Origin of the sequence: Streptomyces sp. NPDC046887 (assembly GCF_040644755.1) — a bacterium.
In the GTDB taxonomy this organism is placed as follows: Bacteria; Actinomycetota; Actinomycetes; order Streptomycetales; family Streptomycetaceae; genus Streptomyces; species Streptomyces lichenis.
In genome coordinates this window covers 34,436-56,240 of sequence record NZ_JBEYXH010000045.1, presented here as the reverse complement: position 1 = coordinate 56,240, position 21,805 = coordinate 34,436, and the positions used below count along the sequence as shown (strand labels likewise).

20 protein-coding genes and 2 pseudogenes are annotated in these 21,805 nt (G+C 68.4%); 9 read left to right on the top strand and 13 right to left on the bottom strand.

The window, feature by feature from the left end; all coding sequences use genetic code 11:
- A partial coding sequence (locus ABZ945_RS29420) for an IS982 family transposase (RefSeq protein ID WP_361275613.1) occupies positions 1 to 817 on the top strand: 817 nt, incomplete at its 5' end.
- Between the two features lie 18 nt (positions 818 to 835).
- Here the strand turns inward: ABZ945_RS29420 and ABZ945_RS29415 are convergent.
- Both ABZ945_RS29415 and ABZ945_RS29410 read right to left on the bottom strand, forming a co-directional pair.
- Positions 836 to 1,384, bottom strand: coding sequence for an ATP-binding protein (locus ABZ945_RS29415; protein WP_361275611.1), 549 nt, complete (start codon positions 1,382 to 1,384; stop codon positions 836 to 838).
- The gene (locus ABZ945_RS29410) at positions 1,381 to 1,695 is read right to left on the bottom strand and encodes a recombinase family protein (RefSeq protein WP_361275609.1); all 315 of its coding nucleotides are present in this window, start codon (positions 1,693 to 1,695) and stop codon (positions 1,381 to 1,383) included. Before ABZ945_RS29410 ends, ABZ945_RS29415 begins: the two co-directional genes overlap by 4 nt.
- Positions 1,696 to 1,915: 220 nt before the next feature.
- On the opposite strand from ABZ945_RS29410, the gene ABZ945_RS29405 reads away from it, so the two are divergent.
- From ABZ945_RS29405 to ABZ945_RS29395, 3 genes are read left to right on the top strand one after another with little or no spacing between them, the layout of a single operon-like run.
- Positions 1,916 to 2,776 (top strand): helix-turn-helix transcriptional regulator, encoded by an 861-nt coding sequence (locus ABZ945_RS29405; RefSeq protein ID WP_361275607.1) that lies wholly within the window; start codon positions 1,916 to 1,918, stop codon positions 2,774 to 2,776.
- A gap of 17 nt (positions 2,777 to 2,793) precedes the next feature.
- Entirely contained in the window at positions 2,794 to 3,003 is a 210-nt protein-coding gene (locus ABZ945_RS29400; protein ID WP_361275605.1) for a DUF397 domain-containing protein, read from the top strand.
- Positions 3,004 to 3,062: 59 nt separating this feature from the next.
- Positions 3,063 to 3,266, top strand: a complete 204-nt coding sequence (locus ABZ945_RS29395) for a DUF397 domain-containing protein (RefSeq protein ID WP_361275603.1) — start codon at positions 3,063 to 3,065, stop codon at positions 3,264 to 3,266.
- An 87-nt stretch (positions 3,267 to 3,353) separates the two neighbouring features.
- Here the strand turns inward: ABZ945_RS29395 and ABZ945_RS29390 are convergent, their stop codons facing one another.
- From ABZ945_RS29390 to ABZ945_RS29380, 3 genes are all read right to left on the bottom strand, one after another.
- Positions 3,354 to 4,256, bottom strand: coding sequence for a VCBS repeat-containing protein (locus ABZ945_RS29390; protein ID WP_361275601.1), 903 nt, complete (start codon positions 4,254 to 4,256; stop codon positions 3,354 to 3,356).
- 243 nt (positions 4,257 to 4,499) lie between these two features.
- A complete protein-coding gene (locus tag ABZ945_RS29385; RefSeq protein ID WP_361275599.1) occupies positions 4,500 to 5,753 on the bottom strand; it encodes a GNAT family N-acetyltransferase in 1,254 nt (417 codons plus the stop codon).
- A 47-nt stretch (positions 5,754 to 5,800) separates the two neighbouring features.
- Positions 5,801 to 6,352: a hypothetical protein gene (locus ABZ945_RS29380; RefSeq protein WP_361275597.1), complete on the bottom strand. Its 552-nt coding sequence runs from the start codon at positions 6,350 to 6,352 to the stop codon at positions 5,801 to 5,803.
- Between the two features lie 123 nt (positions 6,353 to 6,475).
- On the opposite strand from ABZ945_RS29380, the gene ABZ945_RS29375 reads away from it, so the two are divergent.
- Both ABZ945_RS29375 and ABZ945_RS29370 read left to right on the top strand, forming a co-directional pair.
- Positions 6,476 to 6,811 (top strand): CU044_2847 family protein, encoded by a 336-nt coding sequence (locus tag ABZ945_RS29375; RefSeq protein WP_361275595.1) that lies wholly within the window; start codon positions 6,476 to 6,478, stop codon positions 6,809 to 6,811.
- Complete coding sequence (locus ABZ945_RS29370; RefSeq protein ID WP_361275592.1) at positions 6,798 to 7,787, top strand: serine protease; 990 nt, start codon at positions 6,798 to 6,800, stop codon at positions 7,785 to 7,787. The genes ABZ945_RS29375 and ABZ945_RS29370 overlap by 14 nt, the downstream gene beginning before the upstream one ends.
- A gap of 212 nt (positions 7,788 to 7,999) precedes the next feature.
- Here the strand turns inward: ABZ945_RS29370 and ABZ945_RS29365 are convergent, their stop codons facing one another.
- From ABZ945_RS29365 to ABZ945_RS29345, 5 genes are all read right to left on the bottom strand, one after another.
- A complete protein-coding gene (locus ABZ945_RS29365; RefSeq protein ID WP_361275590.1) occupies positions 8,000 to 8,467 on the bottom strand; it encodes a hypothetical protein in 468 nt (155 codons plus the stop codon).
- Between the two features lie 158 nt (positions 8,468 to 8,625).
- Positions 8,626 to 9,075, bottom strand: coding sequence for a hypothetical protein (locus ABZ945_RS29360; protein ID WP_361275588.1), 450 nt, complete (start codon positions 9,073 to 9,075; stop codon positions 8,626 to 8,628).
- Positions 9,076 to 9,594: 519 nt separating this feature from the next.
- On the bottom strand, positions 9,595 to 10,206 hold the full coding sequence (locus ABZ945_RS29355) for a TetR/AcrR family transcriptional regulator (RefSeq protein WP_361275585.1): 612 nt from the start codon (positions 10,204 to 10,206) through the stop codon (positions 9,595 to 9,597).
- A gap of 112 nt (positions 10,207 to 10,318) precedes the next feature.
- On the bottom strand, positions 10,319 to 10,489 hold the full coding sequence (locus ABZ945_RS29350) for a hypothetical protein (protein WP_361275629.1): 171 nt from the start codon (positions 10,487 to 10,489) through the stop codon (positions 10,319 to 10,321).
- 9 nt (positions 10,490 to 10,498) lie between these two features.
- Complete coding sequence (locus ABZ945_RS29345) at positions 10,499 to 10,711, bottom strand: hypothetical protein (RefSeq protein ID WP_361275582.1); 213 nt, start codon at positions 10,709 to 10,711, stop codon at positions 10,499 to 10,501.
- 504 nt (positions 10,712 to 11,215) lie between these two features.
- Here ABZ945_RS29345 and ABZ945_RS29340 point away from each other — a divergent pair.
- Positions 11,216 to 11,960 (top strand): annotated as a pseudogene (locus tag ABZ945_RS29340) (transposase family protein).
- A gap of 129 nt (positions 11,961 to 12,089) precedes the next feature.
- On the opposite strand, the gene ABZ945_RS29335 reads toward ABZ945_RS29340, so the two are convergent.
- Positions 12,090 to 12,539 carry an Imm1 family immunity protein gene (locus ABZ945_RS29335; RefSeq protein ID WP_361275627.1) on the bottom strand — a complete coding sequence of 150 codons (450 nt, stop codon included), beginning with the start codon at positions 12,537 to 12,539 and terminating at the stop codon, positions 12,090 to 12,092.
- 8 nt (positions 12,540 to 12,547) lie between these two features.
- Positions 12,548 to 16,600, bottom strand: coding sequence for a DddA-like double-stranded DNA deaminase toxin (locus ABZ945_RS29330; RefSeq protein WP_361275579.1), 4,053 nt, complete (start codon positions 16,598 to 16,600; stop codon positions 12,548 to 12,550).
- A 468-nt stretch (positions 16,601 to 17,068) separates the two neighbouring features.
- On the opposite strand from ABZ945_RS29330, the gene ABZ945_RS29325 reads away from it, so the two are divergent.
- Together ABZ945_RS29325 and ABZ945_RS29320 are read left to right on the top strand one after the other, a co-directional pair.
- The gene (locus tag ABZ945_RS29325; RefSeq protein ID WP_361275576.1) at positions 17,069 to 17,464 is read left to right on the top strand and encodes a hypothetical protein; all 396 of its coding nucleotides are present in this window, start codon (positions 17,069 to 17,071) and stop codon (positions 17,462 to 17,464) included.
- A 77-nt stretch (positions 17,465 to 17,541) separates the two neighbouring features.
- Positions 17,542 to 19,449, top strand: coding sequence for an FG-GAP-like repeat-containing protein (locus tag ABZ945_RS29320; RefSeq protein WP_361275573.1), 1,908 nt, complete (start codon positions 17,542 to 17,544; stop codon positions 19,447 to 19,449).
- 575 nt (positions 19,450 to 20,024) lie between these two features.
- Here the strand turns inward: ABZ945_RS29320 and ABZ945_RS29315 are convergent.
- Positions 20,025 to 21,746, bottom strand: a pseudogene (locus ABZ945_RS29315) (NACHT domain-containing protein); the annotation flags it as partial.
- Between the last annotated feature and the right edge of the window lie 59 nt (positions 21,747 to 21,805).

Here is a 21,805-nt window from a genome sequence, read left to right as displayed (position 1 = left end):
GGGCAGGCCGCCACGGCTGACGGACTCTGAACTCATCTGTCTGGCGGTCGCACAGGCTCTGCTCGGCTTCAGCTCCGAGGCACGCTGGCTCCGCTATGCACAGGCACACCTGGCTTCGATGTTCCCGTATCTACCGCAGCAGTCCGGGTACAACAAGCGACTGCGGGCCGCATTGCCGATGGTCAAAAGGGTGATACGGATGCTGGCGGCGGACACGGACTTCTGGTTCGACAACCACTGGATCGTGGACTCCACCCCCGTGGAGTGCGGGCGTTCGCGGCCGACGGTGAAGCGTTCGGAGATGGCTGGCTGGGCCGGATACGGCTACTGCGCCTCCCACTCCCGGTTCTTCTGGGGCCTGCGTCTGTACCTGGTCTGCACGCCAACCGGGATGCCGATCCTGTGGGCGCTGGCGAATCCGAAGCTGGACGAGCGCGAGGTGCTCCAGGCCATGCTCGATGTCGAGGAGGGCCTGATAGACAGTCGGCCCGGCCTGCTGCTGATCGCCGACAAGGGCTTCGCCTCCAAGGAGTTCGAGAACGACCTGGCCATGCGCGGCATCGAACTGCTGCGGCCGTCGTTCAAGCGGGAAAAGAAGCGCAAGGGCGAGCCTCTTTTCAAGTCGGTGCGGCAACTGATCGAGTCTGTGAACGACACCCTCAAAGGGCAGCTGAACCTCGAACAGCACGGCGGACGCAGCTTCGAGGGCGTCGCCGTCCGCGTCGCTCAGAGAGTCCTCGCGATGGCCGCCGCGATCTGGCGAAACCACAAGATCGGCTCCCCGGTCATGCGGTCGCTGGTCACATTCGATCACTGACACATCGGACTTATTCGTCTAGAGGGTGGCCTGCAATCCGGCCAGTACGCGGTGGAGCAGGTCCAGGTCGTAGGGGGTGGCGGGACGTCGCCACGGCCTTGGCTGTGTGGTGCGATTGGTGGAGTGCGTTTGTACGAAAGGGAGTTCCGCCCAGACCGCCTTGCCGCCGCCCGCCCCGTACGAGCCCCAGCGGCTGGCGAGACCGCCGACGAGCAGCAGCCCGCGCCCGCCCTCGCTCTCCTCGTCCGGCTCCTTCGCGGCCGGCCGCGCGGTGGAGAGGTCCCACACCTCGATGACCACGCTGGCACGTAGCCCCAGCAGCCGCACGGTGACCAGGCTCAGCCCTTCCGGCTCGGCCAGGGCGCTCGTCGCCGTCACGGCGTTGGTCACCAGTTCCGAGACGACCAGCAGCGCGTCGTCGTGTACGGGCCCGGCTCCCCACTTGGCCAGCGCCAGTTCGGTGAACGCCCGGGCGCAGCCGGCAGCGGTGCGGGTGGCCACCAGGTCCAACTGGTCCCGTACGAGCAGCGGTTCGCCGTAGTAGAACGGCAGCCCGGGCCCGTTCACAGCTCGTCCAGGGAGACGACCTGGGCGTTGGCTTCGCACTCGATCTGGAGGACTAACGCGTCCTGGAGCCGGTCCGTCAGTGCGAGGTCGCGGAGGGACGGGACGACGACGTGGCGGGCCTCCGTCCGCTGGAGCGCCAGCAGCAGTTCCGCGAACGCCGAGCGCTGGACGGCCTCGAACTCGTGGAAGATCGTCGCCAGGGTGAGGCCCTCGGCTTGGGCGTAGGCATCCATCTCGCCTTCCCTGCGCCGGGCTTCCTCGTCGGGCATGTCCTTCGGCACTCGCATATACCCGAAGATCAACGGTTTCACGGTCGTTCTCCTTGGATGACCACCCGTAGGCGTGCCTGTTCAACGCTCCGCACCCAAGTGGTCGCTGAGCGCGCCATGCTTGCGCAGCAGTAGAGTGCTCCCAACCTCAAGAGAATGCAAGTCATGCATATGCAAGCATTGCATTATTGCGGGCTTGCTCGCGACAGGTGAAGTCGCGGAGACTCGTCTCTGCGAGCCGTGCAAACGAAGGGACGAACCAGTGCCCACCAAGCGGCAGTTGCCGACCGCTCGGCTTCGGAGGCTCGCGCGCGAGATGCGCCGTCTGCGCAGCGAGGCCGGTCTGACCCGGGAAGACATCGCGGCCAGCACGGCCATCAACCAGGCGACGCTGTACCGTCTGGAGTACGCAAAGGGACGCCCGCAGAGGCGCACGCTGCTGACCCTGCTCAAGGAGTACGGCGTCGAGGAGTCACAGCGCGAAGCGATCTTGGTCCTGGCGAGTCATGCCGAGGAGCAGGGCTGGCTGCGCCCGTACCACGCCGATCTGCCTGACGAGTTGGTCGGCTACATCAGCTTCGAGTCCGAGGCCCGGAGCGTGCGCAACTACGAATCGTCATGCGTTCCTGGACTGCTTCAGACAGAGGGCTACGCCCACGCCGTGATTCGCGGCATCCTGCCCACTGCCTCCTCCGAAGAGGTTGACCGCCGTGTCCGGGCACGCATGGAACGGCGGGCGGTGTTCGAGAAGGACCAGCCGCTGGAGCTGTGGGCCATCCTCGACGAGGCGGTCTTGCGTAGAACGGTCGGCGGAACCGACACCATGACGGTGCAGTTGAACCACCTGGCCAAGCTCGCGGGTGAACCTCATGTGACGCTGCAAGTCATCCCGTTTGGCGCCGGGGCTCACCCCGGGATGCCGGGTGGTTTCGTCCTGATGGACTTCCCGGACGCCGAGGATCCTGCTCTGGTCTACACGGAGACCATGAACGGTGATCTCTTTCTGGAGGCAGATGAGGACATCCGCCGGTGTGGGCAGATCTTCGACCATCTACGCGCTCTGGCTCTCAGCCCTGATGAGTCGGCGGCGCTCATCGCTTCCGTAGCACAGCAGAGCAAGTGAAAGGACGACAGCAGGCAATGGCAACGGCACACATCGACTTCACCCATGCTGGATGGCGCAAGAGCAGCTACTCGGGGGGCACCGGGCAGTGCGTAGAGGTGGCCCAGCTCACCAGTGTCGTAGCGCTGCGGGACAGTAAGGACCCGCAGGGCCCGGCGCTGGCGTTCGCGCCACAGGGCTTCGCGGCGTTCGTACGGGGCGTTGCTGACGGCGGACTCGACCGGTAGGGCAACACCGCAGCACTCAACAAGAAGGTGTCCCCCCCGACGGGTGAGGAGGCGAGCCGGTGCGCGACGACAGGTTGTCCACCGATTGGCGCAAGAGCAGCTACTCCGGCGGCACCGGCCAGTGCGTGGAGGTTGCCCGGTTCGCCGACGCCGTGGCCCTGCGGGACAGTAAGAACCCGCAGGGCCCGGCCCTGGCGTTCGCCCCGGCCGGGTTCAGTGCGTTCGTGCAGGGCGTCGCACGCGGCGGGTTCGAGCGGCGGTAGCCGGTGCTCGTACCGCCGCATCCGTGCGGCGCGCCCCGAGCGGCCATGCGGCGGCTCGGGGCGTCCGCGCGAGGTCACCCCAAGGGCTCAGAACAGGTCGCGGTACTGGTTGAAGCCGGTGCCGACCTTGACCTTGGCCTTGAAGGGGGCGGCCGCTTTGCCGGTGCCCTTGTACAGCCAGAGACCGCCCTTGAGGTCGCGGGCGAGCAGGTCGCTGCGGCCGTCGAGGTCTACGTCACCGGTGGCTACCAGCTTGTTGAACTGGTTCCAGCCGCCACCGATCCTGGCCCGGTTGGTGAACGGCTTCCGCAGGTCGCCGGTGCCCTTGTACAGCCACAGCACGCCCTGCTTGTCGCGGGCGACGATGTCGGGCTTGCGGTCGCCGCTGAGGTCGCCGAGGCCGGCGATCTGGGTGAACTGGCCCCAGCCGGAGCCGATCCGGGCGCGCGGGGCCAAGGTGCCGTTCGCCTTGGTCTGGAACCGCCACAGCACGCCCTGCTTGTCGCGGCCGAGCAGATCGGGGTGCTTGGCACCGCCCAGGGTGCCGGGCGAGAAGACGCTGTCGTACGGGCGCCAGCCTGTGGCGACCTTCTTGAGTTTCCCATGGCGCCACAGGTTCAGCGTGCCGTCGTCCATGACGTGGTAGGCGCCGTCCTGGGAGCCGGTCTGGTCGGGGTCGATCGACACCGCGTACCTCAGGTGCGGCCAGACATAGGCACCGGAGCGGGTGTCCAGGCCGCCCTTGCCGTCCGGCAGATACACGTACATCTGGCCCGATGGGAGGATGCCGGACAGGAAGTGGTGCGGCGCGGCGGGAGTCGGCTTGGGCTGCCCGGCCTTGGCGGCGGCCCGGGCCGTGGGCTCCGCCGCGCGGGGCGCCCCTGGGGTGTCGGCGGCGGCGGTGCCCGCGGTGGTGGTGGCGAGGGCGACGGCCGTCACCGCGGTGGCCAGGCGTATCAGCCCACGCCGACGCTGGGAGAAGTGCTGCAAGATCGCTCCGAACGGTGTACGGGTGAGGCGGAGCCGACCACGCGCATGGCCGGTCAGGCCGAGCGCGGGCGCGGGCATGCCGTGGCGCGGTGTCGCCCGAGGCCATGCGGTTCCCCCCCCCACAGGTCTGTGGACGAAGCGTATCGGGGCCTTTCACCGGACAGCGCTTGGTCGTCGCTTCGGGAGGCGCCCGTCCCGGCCGGCGTTCGATGCTCATGAGGAACGACAGCACCGCAGGACTGTTCAGTAGAGCGGGAAGGCCCAGCCGCCGGGGTACCAGGGTTCGCGTTCGCCGCGAAAGGCCGCCGAGGCGCAGGCGAGCGCGCCACTTCGTAGTTCCTCGACCAGGCCGGCGGCCGCGAGGGTGGTCAGCGAGGTGCCGCCGAGGAAGGCGGCGCCGAGTTCCGCCGCCGTCAGCCGCAGGTCGGCCGGTGCGGTCGTCGGCTCGCAGAGGGCGCTGCCTGCTTCCGCCTGGAGCCGGTGGCGCCCGCTGTTCCACGGGCAGAAGTCGTCCCGCACGTCCAGGACCAGGTCCAGGGGAAGGCCGTAGCCTCGGCCCATCAAGGCCCTGTCCACGTCGGCCAGCCGCAGCCACAGACGGTCCACCGGTGCGGCCTGAACCGCCCGTGGCTCGACCAGCAGGTGCGGCAGGGGCTCGTCCACGGCGCCCTCGTAGTCGAGCCAGGTCACCAGATCGATCCCGGCGAGGAAGCGCCACAGCGCCGTATACGACGGGCGCGAGCACGCCGCCAGCTCCACCACCTCCACCACCGCGGCACTGCCGCCGAGCCCGTCCGGCGCGGAGCTGTGCCGGTAGACCACGTAGCCGGTGGCACGTCCGTCGGGCTCCTGGTGCACGGCGAACCGGAGCGAGGTCGCCGTACCGCGCCGATGCGGATAGTCGGCGAGGCGCACCGCCCAGTGGGCCGTCTGCCGGTCGGGCCAGCCGACCGTGGTGGTGCGTACCTGGTCGTAGATCCTCTCCAGGACCGGGCGGGCCTGGGCGGCGTGCTGGAGCCGGACGGTCCCCTCACCGAAGTCGGTGTCCGAGCGAAACCGCATGGCGCGCCGGTCGCAGCGCATCCGGTTGCCGAGGGTCGCGAGGCCGTAGCCGTACCGTCCGTAGATGCCGGCCTCGGTGGGGCGCAGCGCGGCGATCGCCTCGCGTCGCTGCTCGTTCAGGTCGGTCAGCTGGGCGCGCATCATCGAGGTCAGAAGGCCGCGGCGGCGGTGCGTCGGGGCCACGCCCACCGAGGCGATCCCCGCCACGGCCAGGCTGCCACCGGGCACGGTCAGCGTCCGGCTGTAGACGGAGACCCCGGCGACCGGCTCGCCCTCGTCGAATACGGCCAGGGTGCGACCGAGATCCGTCGCGGCTCGCTGATCGGCCAGTTCCTCCTCCGATCGATCCACACCGTAGGTGTCGGCGATCATGCGTGCCCAGGGGGGAAACTCCTGCTCGGTGACGCGACGAGGCGGTAACTGAGAAGCGCTCATCGGACATGTGTACAGCACATTTGACGGAGCCGATGCCCTGACCTACCTCAGCCGCGGCGGCCGTGGCCGAGGAGGTTGGCCTGCTCGCTCTTGAGGCGGGCGAAGCGGTCGCGGATGTACTCGCGCAGCTCGCGGCCGGGGAAGTGTATGAGGGACAGGTGCTCCTCGTAGTCGTCCTCGGCCCAACGGGCGGCGGTGACCTCGTAGCCGGAGACATGCGCGCAGAGCTGGAGCAGGGCCTCGGGCATCTCCTCCTCGATCAGGAGGTCGGCCTTGGTGACGACCACGTCCCGCATGGCCCGGATGTTGGGGATGAAGACGGTCGCGGCCCAGGTGCGCCACTGCGCCAACTCCTGTTCGGTGGGCGGGGAGTCGTGGCGGAAGGGGTCGCGGCCGTCGGGGCGGGCGTACTTCTCCGAGAAGGTGTCGTACGTCCGGCTGTTGGCCTCCATCAGGGCGAACAGCGGCCCGTAGAAGTCGCTGAGCTGCTGGTTGACGCGGGTGAGCCGGGCCTGCCGCTGGGCGAGGCGCAGCCCGTTGAGGTACGTCACGAGGTAGCCGAGGAACGCCAGTCCGACGGTCACGATCACGGTTGCCATGGCAGGGGATGGTAGGGGCTTCTCCCTGCGTGACAGGCCTGGGAACTTCCACGATCAACTGACAGGGATGTCAGGCCGCGCTTACCGTGGGCTCACTCGATCAGGGGTCCGAGGGGGGATTCGGTGACGCGCGTTTTCGTCGAGATGCCGAGCGAGGACGGCCGGATTGTCGTCTTCGAAGCGGAGCAAGAAGCCCTCTCCGAGGAACTCCAACTCGCCTCGGAGACATCGACCGGGGTGACCGTACGGACGGCCGAGACCCTGCGGTCGGCGCTGTCCACCCTCCGCCCGGCGCTGAACGATATCCGGGACTCTCTGGCGGCCGTGTCACCGGACGCCGTGGAGGTCGAGTTCGGCATCAAGGTCGGCGGTGAGAGTGGCGTCATCTTCGCCAAGGGGACGGTGGAGGCCAACTTCGTGGTGCGCCTGTCCTGGGACCGCGACCGTGGCAACCAGTAGGAGGGAGCAGTTCACGGTCCGTATCGATCGCGGCATCGGCTCCGTACCGGCCGGGGTGGGCTTCCTGCTCGGCAAGCGGCAGATCCTGACCTGCGCGCATGTGGTCAACACGGCCCTGGGCCGACCCGCCCGGTCCCAGGAACGCCCCGCCGACGGCGACCTGGTGACCGTCCGCTTCTCGTTGCTGGACGGCCCGGCTGACCGGCCGCTGCGGGCCTGCGTCCTCTCCTGGGCGCCGCCGCTCGCGGACGGGCTGATCGGCGGCGACGTCGCGGCGCTGAACCTGCTGGACGAACCGCCGGAGGGAAGCGACCGGGCCAGGCTCTTCCGCGGCGAGGTACGCGAGCAGGGCGTCGAACTGTACGGGTTCCCGGGGAATCCGCCCCGGCGCGAGAACGGCGCATGGGCGTCGGGAACGCTGCGCGGGCGGGTGGGGCGCGGGGCGCTCCAGATCGACCGGGCCACGGAGTCCGCACTGCGCGCCCAGCCCGGCTACAGCGGGGGTCCGGTGATCGTCGCCGGCGGACCGGGGCAGGGTGACACCGTCGCCGGGATGATCGTCGTGGCGGGCAAGGACGACGGCTCCAACGACGCGTACGCCGTGGGCATCCACCATCTCTCGGAGTTCTGGTCGGACTGCTTCACGCTGGCCACCCATCCCGAGGCGAGTGCCTCGGCCCGGGCGGTGTCCACCGATAGGCTGCGTCGGCTGCTGGAAGCGAGTGCCCGGGAGTGCGAGTTGATCCTCGGCCCGCAGATCCAGCCGCATGCCAAGTACGCGGAGTACCTGGAGGCGTTCGACCAGCGCCATCCGCACGGGCTGCTCGGCATCTGGGGCAAATCCGGTATCTTCAGGGCGACTTATGTGTCTGCCTTGTCCTCGCCCACCTGCTGGTCCGGGGAGACGCGAAGACTTTGCGGAGGATTCCGTACGAGGCGCTGCCCGACTACGAGATCTTCGCGTGGACGCAGATGACCCGGAGGGGAGTGCACCTGGACCGCGGTGTGTACTTCCTCACCGATCCCCAGCAGCCGTCCCACCCGGAGAACCTCCGGGTCCTGGGCAGCGGCCTGTCGCGGTCCTCACGGCAGCCCATGGTGAAGGTGCTCACCACCCTGTCCGCTCTCGCACTGGGCGAGCCTGAGCCGACTGGGGAGGGACCTCCGGCCCGCGTTCGGTACTACCTCCTACCGGGTTTTCAGGTGCGGTGAGTCGCAACCGGGACCCGGCTCCACGGGAGTGTCCTGGTCAGCCCCCACCGCCGACCACCAGGACGGGGACAGGGAGATGGAGAGGACGTCTCCTCGCGCGCTCCGGGCGGGCTCGTCCGGGTCGGGCTCGCCGTATCCGTAGGGATCGGGGTCGGCGACGACGAAGATCCTCGCTCCCGACTGCGGTACCCGGTACCGGTGGACGTCCTCGCCCGTCCCGTCTTCGAGCTCGATCGAGAGTCCGCGGGCGGTGAGGGCGGCACTGAGCCGGTCGAACGTGAGCTTGGGCGCGAAGGGCCCGTATGCCTCCCGAAGCGGCTCCGGCACCGCGGAGGCGTCACCGGTCCTGAGGCGGTGCACCTGCACGCTGATGCCGAAGCAGGACCATGCGCCCTCGCCGCCCTCCGCGAAGGAGAGCTCCACCAGGCCGTAGTCCCGGCGCATGAGTCCGGGTGGTGTGGTGTCGTCCAGGTAGCCAGCCGGGCCCCAGCGACGCCTCCCAGCGGGCGGGCGGCGCGGAGATCCCGGCGCCCAGTATGTCGCCGTGGGTGGCTGCGTGGGTGTAGAAGTCCAGGTCAGTGGAGTGCATGTGATCCATTGTCCTAATCGGGGGGAGGGGGGTTCAGGAGTCGGAGCGTTGACTCGGTCACCGCCGACCCTGATCCCTCGTCCTCGTGGAGGAGGAGCCATTCCCGGACCGAAGGGGAACGGCCATGCAGCTCACTGACCCGCATGCCTTCTTCGCGCGACGTCAGCCTCGGCAGCGGGCCGAAGTCGTCGGGAAGTACGTCAAGCAGGCTCTGTACGTGGTCACCGGTGCGCAGCGCGATCAGCAGATAGCACCGCAACTGACGGGGAAGCGCGGGGCGATGGGACAGACTGTGCCACAGGGCGGGCCACAGGTAGTGGGTTCCGTCGGGCGCCGCGTTCGCTCGCACCCATGCCGGGTCCAGCCGCTGGCTCAGACGGAGGGTGCCTGCCCGCTCTTCCAACCTGACCAGCGAGGCCGAGTCGATGGCTTTCACCTGGCGAGGCAGCTGATCGAAGTGCATGCGACCCATACTGCCCGACGCCGAATCGCCTCCGGGGGCCTGGGCGGCCGCGTCGGGACCAGCGCAAGGGGTGGGCGATGACGGCGGATCCCGAGGTGGCACCCTGGAGGGATGCGACCTGGAGCCTCCGCCACCGAGAACGACTTGCGGCGTCTGCTCAACGAGTGGGATCCGATCGGCGTCGCCGACGAGGTGCCGGACGAGTGAGGCTGTACGGGTACTCCTCGGACTCGACATGACCGATGTCCCGTGAGGCCCGGGCCAGGATCCGCTCCCACTCACTCCGTTGTGTGTCGATGAGCCGGAGCGGTGTCAGGTCGGCGTCGTAGTCGAAGCCGGCGTTGAGGCGGTCAAGCGTCTCCTGGAGGGTCAGTCCCGGCTGTACCCGTACGAGCGTGATGACGTAGGTGACCGAGCCAATCTAGCCAGCAGAGGTCCGCGACCAGCCACACCAGGACGGGAGCCGGGGCGGTGGTCAGGACGCCCGGGGCCGCACTCCCACGCGCCGTCTCCGCGTGCTTACTTGGCGCTCCCGGAGAGCGCCCCGTGCAGGAAGACGTCCACCAGTTCCCGCGGGGTCAGGTCGGGCTCGCCGCCGGTGCGGGGTTGGGTGAAGAGCAGCCCGATGAAGAGGGCCGCGATCTGCTCCGGCGGCCGCCGCAGGGTGGCCTCTTCGGGCTCCAGCAACTCCGCGAGGGCCGCGCGGATACGGGCGGTCGACTCGTCGCGGCCTGCGCCGCGCACCGTGCCGGGGTGTTTGCCGCCGCCGTGTCCCAGTGAGCCGATGAGCGCGCCGAGCCGGTCCATGTGGGCCTGCATCGCCTCGGCCGCCTCGGCGAGCCGGTCGGGCAGCGGCTGGGACACGTCGATGGCGTCCAGCTCGCGGATCGCGTGCTCGGGGGATAGCGCCTCCGCGATGCAGGCTTGCAGCAGCTCGTCCTTGTCGGCGAAGACGCGGAAGATCGTGCCCTCGCCGATGCCCGCGGCGCGAGCGATCTTCGCGGTTGTCACGGCGGAGCCGTACTCGGTGATCAGCGGGATAGCGGTCCGGATGATCATTTCGCGGCGCTGCTCCGGCGACATTCCGGGGGCGCGGCGGCGGGTGGTCTGGTTCTCCTTGGGTGCCGTCATGACGGCAAGAGTACGGAGTGAGGACTCACTCCTTCAATGAGTGAGCCCTCACTCCGTGAAATCGGGCCAGGAGTCGGCGACTTCTCTGCCGTCGGCCACCAGGCACCAGGGTTCAGTGGCCGATGCCGTCCAGTTCGGCCATGCCCTCGTCGGAGAGGATGAGTCCGGCGCCGGCGATGTTCTCGCGCAGGTGCACGGTAGGCGCAGAGGCATATGAACCAGATCGTCGCCAACCGTGAGAAGTGCGACGCATGAGCTTCTCGGCGCGGACGGTGGCTGACACGAAGCACTACTAGGCGAGCCAGAGTGAGCCGCGCCGGTGCCGGGTCGGGGGGATGTCCACGGTCTCGGCGGCGTAGCGGGCCAGTCCGGTGGGGGAGTTGACCAGGTGGAGGGAAGCGCCCAGTCGGCTCCACAGCCGCTGCCGGGCGCGGCGTTCCTCCTGGGCCGACCACCGGGCGACGGAGGGGTCATGGGTGTGCCGGGGCAGGGAGCGGAAGTCCACCTGGCGGCGGATCGCGCGGGGGCGGGGTCGGCGGGACTCCCGTACGTCGTCGGCGAGTTCGCGGGCGCTGTAGCGGAGGTCCTGGACGACGACCGAGCGGAGGGGGCTGCCGGGTGGGCGGTCGGGGGCGGGGCCGCCCGGCGGGGTACGTCATACGTCTACTCGGACGTGCGGAGGGAGGATTTCTCGGCCGCGCAGTTCAAGGCCCAGCGCGGTGAGGTGCTCCAAGTGGGGCAGAGCGGCGAGCGGGGGACACGTCCACCACCGTCGAGGCGTGGCTCGTCACCGCACGAGGGAACATCATACGCCCCAGCCGTAGACGCGTCTCTAGACACGCATGGGCAAGGGGAGATGCTCCTCGCCGTCAACGGGGTCGGGTGTACTTCAGTGAGCTTCTTCGATGTGGCCACCGATCGGGTGACAGTCCGTGAAGCGCAACGAGCGAGGCCCCCGGGCTGTCGATCGAGATGTCCGACATCTCAATCACGTTGCTCAGGGGCCTCGTTGGTCGTCCATCCTGCCGCAATCGACCTGCCGCATGCACTCGTGGAGTGGGTCACCATGCTGAGCGTCATCCGTGAGGGCGACCGACGCTGCAAGCTCCGTCCGTCTCAGCGCGCGATGGTGGCACTGGTGTACCTGCGCGAGCACACCACTCTGGCGAAGATCGCCGCCGGGGATCAGCGAGTCCACCGCCCACGCCTACACCAGCGCGGTCGTCGACCTGCTCGCCGCCCGTGCACCGGGCCTGCTCAAGACGCTGCGCGAGCACGAACCCGACTTCGTCCTGCTCGACGGCACTCTCGCCGAGTGCGACCGGGTCGGCGACGGCCGGGCCGACTACTCCCACAAGCGCCGGCGCCACGGCGTGAACGTGCAGGTCGTCACCGATCCCGGTGGCCGGCTGCTGTGGCTCTCGCCCGCCCTGCCGGGCCGCACTCACGACCTGACCGCCGCCCGCACCCACCGAATCATCCGGATCTGCGAGCGCCAGGGCGTTCCCATCGTGGCCGATCTCGCCTATCAGGGCGCCGGTCCGTGGCTGACCACGGGCATCAAACGCAAGCCCCTGCAGGAACTGGACTCCGCCGACAAGACCCGCAACCGTGCCTTGGCCGCCACACGGGCACCTGTCGAACGCGGTGTCGCCCGCCTGAAGTCCTGGCGGATCTTCCGCAGGTCCCGCTGCAGCCCCAACCGCATGACGTCAATCGCCAAGGCCGTCCTCACACTGGAACTGCAACGCTGAAGAAGCTCAGTGGTTCAGCGGCCCACTGCGCCGCCCCAGTGCCGAACCGCGGTGAGGGGGTAGAGGCGCGCGCCTCTACCCCCTCACCGCTATGGGAATTTCCTTTTACTCGACCAGAGAGACCGGATCCTAATATTCTTCGTAGACACCAGGGTCATCCCACTCAACACACGTGGGCCGCTTCCCGCAAGAAGTCACGAACTCCTTCACGGCTTGGCGTACCTTCTCGATGGGGATTTCTGAGAAAAGTGGGAAGTCGCGGACCGAGTCGACACACGTGTAGTACACGGGCCCTCGGCCGAGTTCGGGATTGCCGATGGATACGACGTGACCGATCGGCTCGCAGCTAGCATCCATCGAAGAAAGAACTCCAGCCTCCCGATCCTTACGTACACCCGCGATGAGTTCGTGATCGGGCCATCCTTCAGGCGTGTCCGGACGGTCCAGCGAGAAAAATTGGACCGCATGGATGTCCTCTGCCAGAAGGACGTCGAACATGTCATCGACGTCTTCGGGGGTGGTGAGAATTCGCGGATTCTCGAAGTGGTCGGGCTGGTATATTGCTTTGATCCCGCGCATCGCCACGTCTAGCTCTTTCTCTTCGGGCGCCCATTGCCATAGGTGTGCGACTGGTAGCCGCCCTTTCCATCCGGCCAGTGTACCTTGAGCGTCTTATTTCCTAGCACCGCATTGAGAACGTCGTTACAGCCCAGTGGCAGCATGCACGGCCCCGTCGGATAATTGATGACGATCTCGGCACTGTCGATCCCCTGCTCCCACATGAGGGCGGCAAATTTCACCTCCACATGGTCGGCATTGCCGCTCTTCCCCCTGAGGCCCTTCTCCTGGAGTCTCTTATTGACAAGATCGATCAGCCTCAGGTCTTCTGCCGGCCGACCACTCACCAATTCGTGAGAGATGCCCTCGCCGTCAATGAAGCGCCCCAAGGTCGGATCACCCTTTTTCCAGTCGGGGAGACCGTGGCCTATGGCCTTCGGGTCGAACTCGAAACAATTGTGCACGAGGACCGGTGTGGAGCCGGCCAGTACGTAGTACGTATGGACCCCGAAGACCGACAGGTTGTACGTCGTCGCACTAAGGGAATACGGCCGGTTCTTCTCGACAGTGACATGCTCAGCACCATCTGGGGTGCGGAGCGTCATGCCCTCGCGGAGATCCGCGGCCTTGACCCAGGTGTTCTCAGACGGTGACCAGAAGAGGTGCTCGTAGGTCGGGTTCAGCCTCTCAGGTCCGCTGGGGGTGCTGACCGTAAGTTCACTGAACCATTTGTCATCCTTGGTGATGATCTGCCGGGCGACTGGTCGGGAAATGGTTGCGCCGGTGGTGGGGTCGGTGGCGACGACCCGGTCACCTGGCTGGATTTCCTCGATGTTCTTAGTGCTACCTCCCGCCATGAGCACCTTGGTGCCGGGGAGGAAGCAGGCGGGGCAGTTCGGCTTGCGGAGGCGGACCTTCTCCGCAAGTTTGCCGAGCTCTTCAAGCTTGCGGAATTTGAGGAGTTTCCCCGCGGGGATCACTTCGGCGAGCGCAAGTGTGCACTTCGAGAACTGCGGGTCATCGAGGCAGTCGAGGATGCCGTTGATGCCCGAAAGTTCCAGCGCCAGGTCCTTCAGGAAGCCCGGGACCTGGGGCAGCTCGATGATCGCCTTGTCACCATTCCTCTTGACGCACTGGAGGAAGGCGTAATCACCCCTTTCGGTAAAGGGTTGATAGCACGTGTGGCTCCGGCGGTCGTCCTCTTCCTTCTGCTGCTGCGCGAGTTCCGCTTCGGCCTTGCGCTTGGCCGCTTCGAGCTCTGCCTTCAGCAGCTGCTCGGTCTTGGTCCAGGCGGCCTTCTCGTCGGCTGCCGCAGCCTCCGAGCTCTTACCGGCCCGCTCGGCGCTTGCGCGGGCCTCGGCTGCGGCTTTGCGGGCCTTGGCTGCGGAATCTCGGGCGTAGTTGGCTGAGAACTGGGCCCTGAAGGCGGAGGCTTCGGCGTTGTTGGCGTCGCGGTTGGCGTCGGCCGCTGCCTTGCGGGCGGTGGCGGCGGACTTGGCTGCCTGGGCTGCTGAGGTCTCGGCGGTATCGGCGGACTTGTCGGCATCGGCAGCGTATATGGCCGCCTGCGCTTCTGACTTCTTGGCCTGCGCTGCGGCGTTCTTGGCCTCGGTGTCTGCTCTGGCAGCGTCGGCGGCAGCAGCGGCGGCCCGCCATGAGTCGGTGCGGGCGTTGGCGGCGGTGCGGGCGGCTTGGGCGATGAGCTGGGATGTCTGGGCGATGTGAGCGGTGGTCAGCTGGTCCTTGCTGTCGGCCTGGTACTGCCCGTACTCGATGAATTCGTGCAGTTCGTCGGCCGGGCCGGTCAAGGCGATGCGGGCGGCAGCCTTGGCTTCCGGGCCGCCGCTGGAAAGGAGCTGGCCGGCGCGGACGCGTTCGTCGGTGTTGCGCGCGGTGTACTGATCCGCCAACAGGAAGGTCGCGAGCTTCTTAGGGTCGTTCTCCTGGAGCAGCGCCTTGGAGGCTTCCTTCACTCCGGGCCCGCCAGTGCTGTGCACTTGGGCGACCTTGATCCGGTACTCCGTGACCGCGACCTGGTGCTGGCCCTGACGCAGGAAGTTGTCGACGTCTTTGTCGCTGCCCTTGAGTGCCTGGACGGCCGCGTCGCGTACGACTTGGTAGGGGCTGTCGGAGGCAAGCTGTTCCACCTGAAAACGCGTGTCACGTGCCGCCGCTTCGCCGCGCCCGGTGCGCAGGTAGACCAGAATGGCCGTGTCTTCGTCGGCGAGGGCGGCCGCCGCGGCTTCCTGAGTCCAGGGTCCGTGGTCGCCGTTCTTCATCGCCTTGACGGCCAAGGCGCGGCCCTTGGCGACGAGGTCCTTGGGGTCGGCGCCGGGCTTGGCGGCCTCGGCCGCGAGCTGCTTGGCCTCTCCATCCAGCGAGTAAGTCTGCTGGAGGGCTTCGGCGATCTTGGCGTTGAGCGCCTCGCGGTTCTTCCTGCGTGCCTCGGCCTCATCCAGGCCGGCGGCGGTACGGTCGGCGAGTTCCTCGGCCTCGGCGTCACGGGCCAATGCGAAGACGTGCTGGGCAGTAGCTACGGCCTTTTCGGCGGTGTCAGCGGCGTTCTTTGCTGCGGTGGCGTGTTTCGCGGACTCTGCTGCGGCCTTGCTGGCGTCGCCGGCATGGGCTGCGGCCTCATCTGCAGCATCTGCGGCGTTGCGGGCGTGCTGCGCGGCGGAGCGGGCATTGTCCCGTGCGGCATAGGCTGCGGCGGCTGATTTACGGGCCAGGTTGCTGGAGGCAGTGGCGGCACGGTCGGCCTCGTTGGCGTGCCGGCGAGCGCGGGCCGCCGCTTCCTTGGCCTCGTCGGCGTTGGCACCGGCCTGACTGGCCCATGTACCGGCTTCGGCCGCGGCATCAGCTGCGGCGTTGGCATTGCCAGCCGCGCTGCGGGCGGCAACAGCGGCGCCGTCGGCTGCCTCGGAGGCCTTCCCGGCCTGCTCAGCGGCGGCGGCTGACTGGGTGGCGAGATCGGCGGCCTTGCGAGCCTCGGCGGCCAGCTTGCGCGCGGCATCCGCCTTGCTTGCGTCCGTGGCGGCGTCGGCGGCGGCGCCGAGAGCGCGCGAGGCGGCATTAGCGGCCTTCGTCGCCGCGGACGCGGCTGCGGCTGCAGCACCGGCGGCTATGCGGGCGGCGGAGTTGGCAGCACGGGCCGAGCCGATGGCGTTACGGGCTTCCGCCGCAGCGCCACGGGCAGCCTCGGCGGCACGGGCGGCCGCGTTGGCGGCGCGGACGGAGTCCCTGCCTGCTGCCTTGGTCTCCGCCGCAGCGACTTCCGCAGCCTTCTTGGCCAGCTCGGAGGCCACCCTTGCCTGCTGGGCGGATTCGACGGCCCTGTCGGTCTCTTCCTTGGCCAGACGGCCGGCCTGTTCCGCTTGCTTGGCCAACTGCGTGATGGTGGCCTGCTCCCCGTCGCGGGCGCGGGCGGTCATCTGCCCCGTGGCGAGGAACTCGGCTACATCCTGCGGGGTGCCCTTCAGAGCGAGCTTGGCGGCGGCCTTGGTGGCTGGCCCGCCCACGCTCATGATCTGCCCGACCTCGACCCGCTGGTCGGTAACGCGTTCTTGGTACTGGCCCTCGTCCAGGAACTTCTGCACGTCTGCGGGGGAGCCCTGAAGGGCAGCCTTAGCCGCGTCCTTAACACCGTTGCCGCCGGTGCTCATGATCTGTCCGACACGGACTCGGTTGTCCTGCTCTTGCGGCTGCTGCCAGCCGTTGATCAGGAATTCCTCGAGGTCGTCCTGGGTGCCGGACAGAGCCTTTCTGGCTGCTTCACGCACACCTGTGCCGCCGACGCTGGCCATCCGGCCGGCGGCGACCCGCTCATCGTGGTACTGGGCCAAGCCTTCCTCGGTCTTGAGGAAGGTGAGGATGTCCTCGTCGGTCCCGGTCAAGGCGGCTTCCGCGGCCTCCTTGACCCCGGGGCCGCCTTCCCGCCACGCCTTGACTACGTAGCTGCGGTCCCACTGGTCCACCTGTTCGACGGCGACATCGTCGGCCGCGGCAGGATTGACACTTGCTCCGACCACCAGGACAGACGTCGCCAGAGCGATGGCCCCGAGTCGGCGGCTCCAGGAAGCCACTTGTATGTGGTTATTTGCACCTTTCGGCGCGAAGGGTGATCTACGGTCAGATCGTTGTTTCATGATTCCCCCTGCGTGACCCGCAAGGGGTTCGCGCTGCTCCTGGATGCAGACGTCAGCGTGCATGCAGGCCGAAGGAGCGAGAGACGCCTTTTGACGGGAAGTCACGCACTGGTTGTTGCGGTCAGGCACGCCTTCGGTCATAGAGGCGGCGCATCGATCCTACATGATCTCCTTACAGTTCCTTTACTGGTAGCTTGCTCTGACTTCGCATCATGTGGGCGAAGGACGACCATAGTGCAGAACGTGAAGGTTTAAACCTTGATATCTCGATCGATGAAGGCTGGGCTGGCCGGGGGGCTTGGTCTGCTTGCTCTGGGGGCGGCGGTTACTAGCTTGGCTGCGGCGAATGCCTCGGCGGCACCTGGGAACGCTCAGGCGGCCGCAGTAGACGACATTCCCTACGCGGTGGAGGACTTCACCCACCCCGGCGCGGAGAAGATCCTGCTGGACCGCAAGATCGTGCTGAAGCGGGGTGACGGCGGGATCATGCTCAAGCCGGGCGATGTCGTCGGCGGCCTTTCCGGCTGCAGTGAAGCCCGGGATATCTGGGTGGAATCCCGCGTTGACAAGGCGCGGGGATACTGCTTCGTCGCTACCGGAGCCTCCGGCTACCTGGCGATGGAGATCCCGGACTCCTTCATGCTGTGGACTCAGGACCGCGCGGTACGGGCCACGGTCACAGCCGACGGCAAGAAGACGACCTACGAGGCCGGCAAGGACCAGGTCACCGCGATCGGCGAGGCTGATGAGACGGGCGGCCTGAAGCGCTCGGTCCTCGTCGAGCTGCGCATCACTGGCTGACGTCCACCCCGTAGTCGCCTCCCGTCTCACAGCTAAGGAAGATCCGTACCGTGTCTCGCACACGCACTCGTCCCGCCGTGTTCGCCGTACTCTTGGCGGCTGCCGCCAGTTCCACCGTGCTGACCGGCACCCCAGCCACGGCCGCCACTGGTCCTGGCTCCCCAGCCAGCACCCAGGCATCCGCCGCCCGCCTCCACATCGGCGAGGGCGACACCACCCGTTCCTGCTCCGGTGCCCTGGTCGACGGCCAGTGGGTACTGACCGCCGCCGTCTGCTTCGCTGCCGACTCCGCCAACCCGACGCAGATCGCTCCGGGCAAGCCCGCTCTCAAGACCACCGCCACCATCGGCCGAAGTTCCCTGACCGGAACTGGTGGACACACTGCTGATGTTGTCGAGCTCGTCCCTTCTCCCAACCACAACCTCGTCATGGCTCGCCTGGCGACACCCGCCGCCGGTATGGCGCCCCTCGGACTGGCCGCGTCCCCCGCAGGCGAGGGCGAGACCCTGCAGGCCGTCGGATTCGGCCGCACCAAGACTGAATGGATACCGAGCAGGGCCCACACCGCGTCGATGAAGGTCGGCTCCCTTTCCGACACCGAGCTCACCTTGGCCGGTGCCACTGAAAACGACACCTTGTGCAAGGGTGACACCGGTGCCCCGCTGCTGCGGGAGGCCGAGGGGCGCCTTGAGTTGGTGGGTGTGGCCACCCGGTCGCGGCAGGGCGGCTGTCTGGGCGAGACCGAGACCCGCACCGACGCCGTTGCCACGCGTACGGACGACGTGGCCGACTGGGTCGCCACGACCGTGGGGCGGTCGTGGTCGCAGCTGATGACCGCCGCCGACTTCAATGGTGACGGTAGGGCCGACCTGTTGACGATCGACGCGGCCGACGACTACCTGTACGCCCAGCCCGGGGACGGCAAGGGCAAGTTCGGCAAGCGCGTCAAGGTCAGCGAGGGCAAGTGGGCCGGCATGCGTCTGCTGGCCGCGACAGACTTCACCGGTGATGGCAAGGCCGACATCCTCGCCGCCAACCGCAACGGCAGCATCTACCTCTACCCGGGTAACGGAAAGAACGGCGTCACCGGCTCTTCCGTCGCCGGAAGCGGCTGGGGCGGGATACGTCTGCTTGCAGCCGCCGACTTCAACGGCGACAACAAGGGCGACCTGATCGCCATCCACGCCAACGGCAACCTCTTCTTCTACGCGGGCAACGGCAAGAACTTCGCCTCAGGGGCCGTGTCCAGTTCCGGCTGGTCAAACATGCGTCTGCTCGTCGCCGGAGACTTCAACGGTGACGCCAAGAGCGACATCTACGCCGTCCACAACAGTGGCGCCCTCTATATGTACGCCGGCAAGGGAGACGGCACCTTCCACGGGGCAAAGAAGACTGGCGACGGCTGGCAGAACATGCGCCTGGTCTCTGGCGCTGACTTCAACGGCGACAAGAAGGGCGACCTGATCGCCATCCACACCAGCGGAGCCATCTACGCCTACCCCGGCAACGGCACCGGCGGCTTTGGCGCCCCTGTAGTCACTCCTGGCCCGGTCCACTACGTTGACCTGATCCGCAACGGCACCTTCACCACCAGCGTCGACGGCTGGTGGGTCACCGAGCGCGCCTCCATCACCCATGCCGAAGGGACACTGCTCGCTACTGTCGAAGCCGACGCTGCCTCCTCGTGGGAAGCCATCGCCGGACAGAGCGACTTCCTCCTCCGCAAGGGCGCCACGTACACCCTCACCTTTGATGCCAAGGCATCGGCCGCCGCGCAGATGCGGGCCATCGTCCAGCTCGGCGGGGAACCGTACACCTCCACCCTGGACCAGGTTGTGGACCTCGGAACCGGCTTGAAGCGTTACAGCTACACCTTCACCTCGACTGTCGACACCACGGCCGGCTCGCTGAACTTCGAGATTGGCGGCAACCCCATCAAAACCGCAATCACTCTCGACAACGTCTCCCTCACCACGACGAGCTAAGACCCATAACCTGACCACGAACGGTGCCCGCGCTCTCCTCGAGCGCGGCCATCAGGTCCACCTCCGACCAGGGCTCCGGAGGGAAGGCCAGGTCCCGTCGGATACCTTCGCGGAGACCAATTGCTCCAGGGCATGAGGGTGCTCGTCATGCAGGCCACCGACCTCGACCCCCGTGAGCTCGCGCACCCGCCTCAGCGAGCTGGAGCACCCGGTCCATGACCGGCGCGGAGGACGTGAGGTCTCCGGAGTTGCGCAGCTCGTCGGGCCCACCAGGGCCGGCCGTAGTGTGGCCCGAACACAGCGAGCCGCTCCCGGGAGCGAACCGCGATCTTGCACCCGCCCACGTGTCTGGTGCGGGCAAGTGCCTCCACCGGCAGTGCATATGGCCGATCCGCCGAGGGGCAATCGGTTGTTCCCCGCGTAACCGAGGCGGGCTGGCCCTACCGGCCGTCCCTCGTGAGGGCCCGGCCCGCCTCCTTAGGGGCGGACCGGCCCAGTGCCGCGAGGACGGTTTCACCCGATCGAAGCGTCAGTCGCTGCGCCTCCGGCTCCGGCAGCGCTCCGCGGTCGGCGGTGGGGGCGCGGAGCAGACCGCTGCGGTGGAGGAGGTGGCGGAAGACCGCCTCGGGGGCGCCGATCGCGGCCACGTCCGGGATGGCGGGGGCGGCCTCGGTGATGAGGGCGAGGGCGCGGGTGCGGTCCATGACATGGCGGCCGTTGACCGTCAGCCAGTAGGCGAGGCGCTGGAGGAGGCGGATCTGGGGAGCCTCCGCCAGATCCACTCCGCTCGGGGCGCCCATGTCCCGCTCGCGGTCGCGGCGGACCAGCAGCATGTCGAGGGCGGCGTCGTAGAGGGCCTTGCGGCCGCGCGGGAGGAAGCCCCTGCGGTCGCGGTGCAGGGCGCAGATCAGGCCGCACATCAGGGGGTTGGTGGCGAGCCGGGCCAGGTCCTGCTTGGTGCGGAGGGCGGAGAGCAGGGCTTGCTCGTGCGGGGCGGCGTCCTCGCCCGCCGCGGTGTGCCAGCGGTGGACGAAGGCGGTGGTCTCGGCGCGGCCCATGGGGGTGAGGGCGAGGTCGGTGAAGCCCTCGGGGCGCAGCCACTCGTCCCGTACCGCCGAAGGGCGGGAGGTGACCAGCCAGCGGTTGGAGCCCTCGTAGACGGCGAGCAGATCGCGGAGCCAGCGGCGGGCCCGTTCGCGCTCCGGCTCGGGCACCTCGTCGATGCCGTCGATGAGGACCAGGCCCCGGCCGCTGGAGAGCACCCGGTCCGCCCAGCCGTCGGGCGGGGTGAGCGGGCAGCCGGCGGCGGAGAGGAAGCGGTCGGGGGTGGGCAGGCGCTCACCGTGGCGGCTGAGGATGCGGAGAGGGAGGACCAGCGGGACACGGTCGCGGAGGTAGGACATCCGGGGGTCGGTGGCGTCCGGGGAGGCGGAGACCGCCAGCCACTGGACCAGGGTGCTCTTGCCGGAGCCCGCCACCCCGCGCAGCAGCACCCGGCCGTGCTGGGCGAGCGCCTGGTCGGCGGGGAGGGGGCCGGAAGGCAGCGCCTGGATCCAGGGCTTACCGGGGCGCGGCTCGGGGGAGGCCGTCTCCAGGGCCTCCAGGGAGAGGTACGCCCCGTCGAGCGGCCAGCGGTCGGGGGAGTTGTGCAGGTCGATGCCGTAGATCGTCAGCTGGCCGTGCTTGCGGGCGATGTACTCGTGGTAGCGGCGCTCGAAGGCCGCGTCCTCGGCGAGGGGGGTGGGGAGGCGGGAGAGGAGCAGGTCGGTGCGGGCGATCAGCTCGTCCTGGCCCCGGGCCTGCTCGACCAGGGCGCGGGCCGTGAAGGTGGAGCGCTGGGTGAAGAACTGGAGGATGTGCAGGCAGGCCCACTCAGTGAGGGTGTCGAGGAAGCGGGCGGCGTCGGAAGTGAACCCGTCCGCGGGGCCGGCGGCGGTACGGAGGCGGGTGGCGAGCTGCTGGTGGCCCAGGCGGACCGCCTGGACGTCGTCCATGTCGAGGTCGCCGAGGGCCAGCAGCCGGCGGGTCAGGGCCTCGGTGACGGGCTCGGACTCGGCGGGAGGGAAGGGGGGCTCGCCGGGGGTGGCGAGGGCGTCCCGGACCAGGGTGGCGGCGAGCTTGCGGACGTCCTTCTCGGTGAGGGTGCGCTGCTCGCCGCGGAAGGAGACCAGGGAGGAGAGGCGGATACGGCGGTGATGGGTGAGACCCGCGCCGGGGGCGTCCGGCGCGAACAGCTTCTTGACCAGCGGCCCCATCACGCTGGACGCCAGACGGGTGCCGATGAGTGCGGGCTCCATGCCTCAGTCCCCCCGGGTGCGTGGATAACCGATCCGAGCCTATCGGGGAGCGGGGCCGT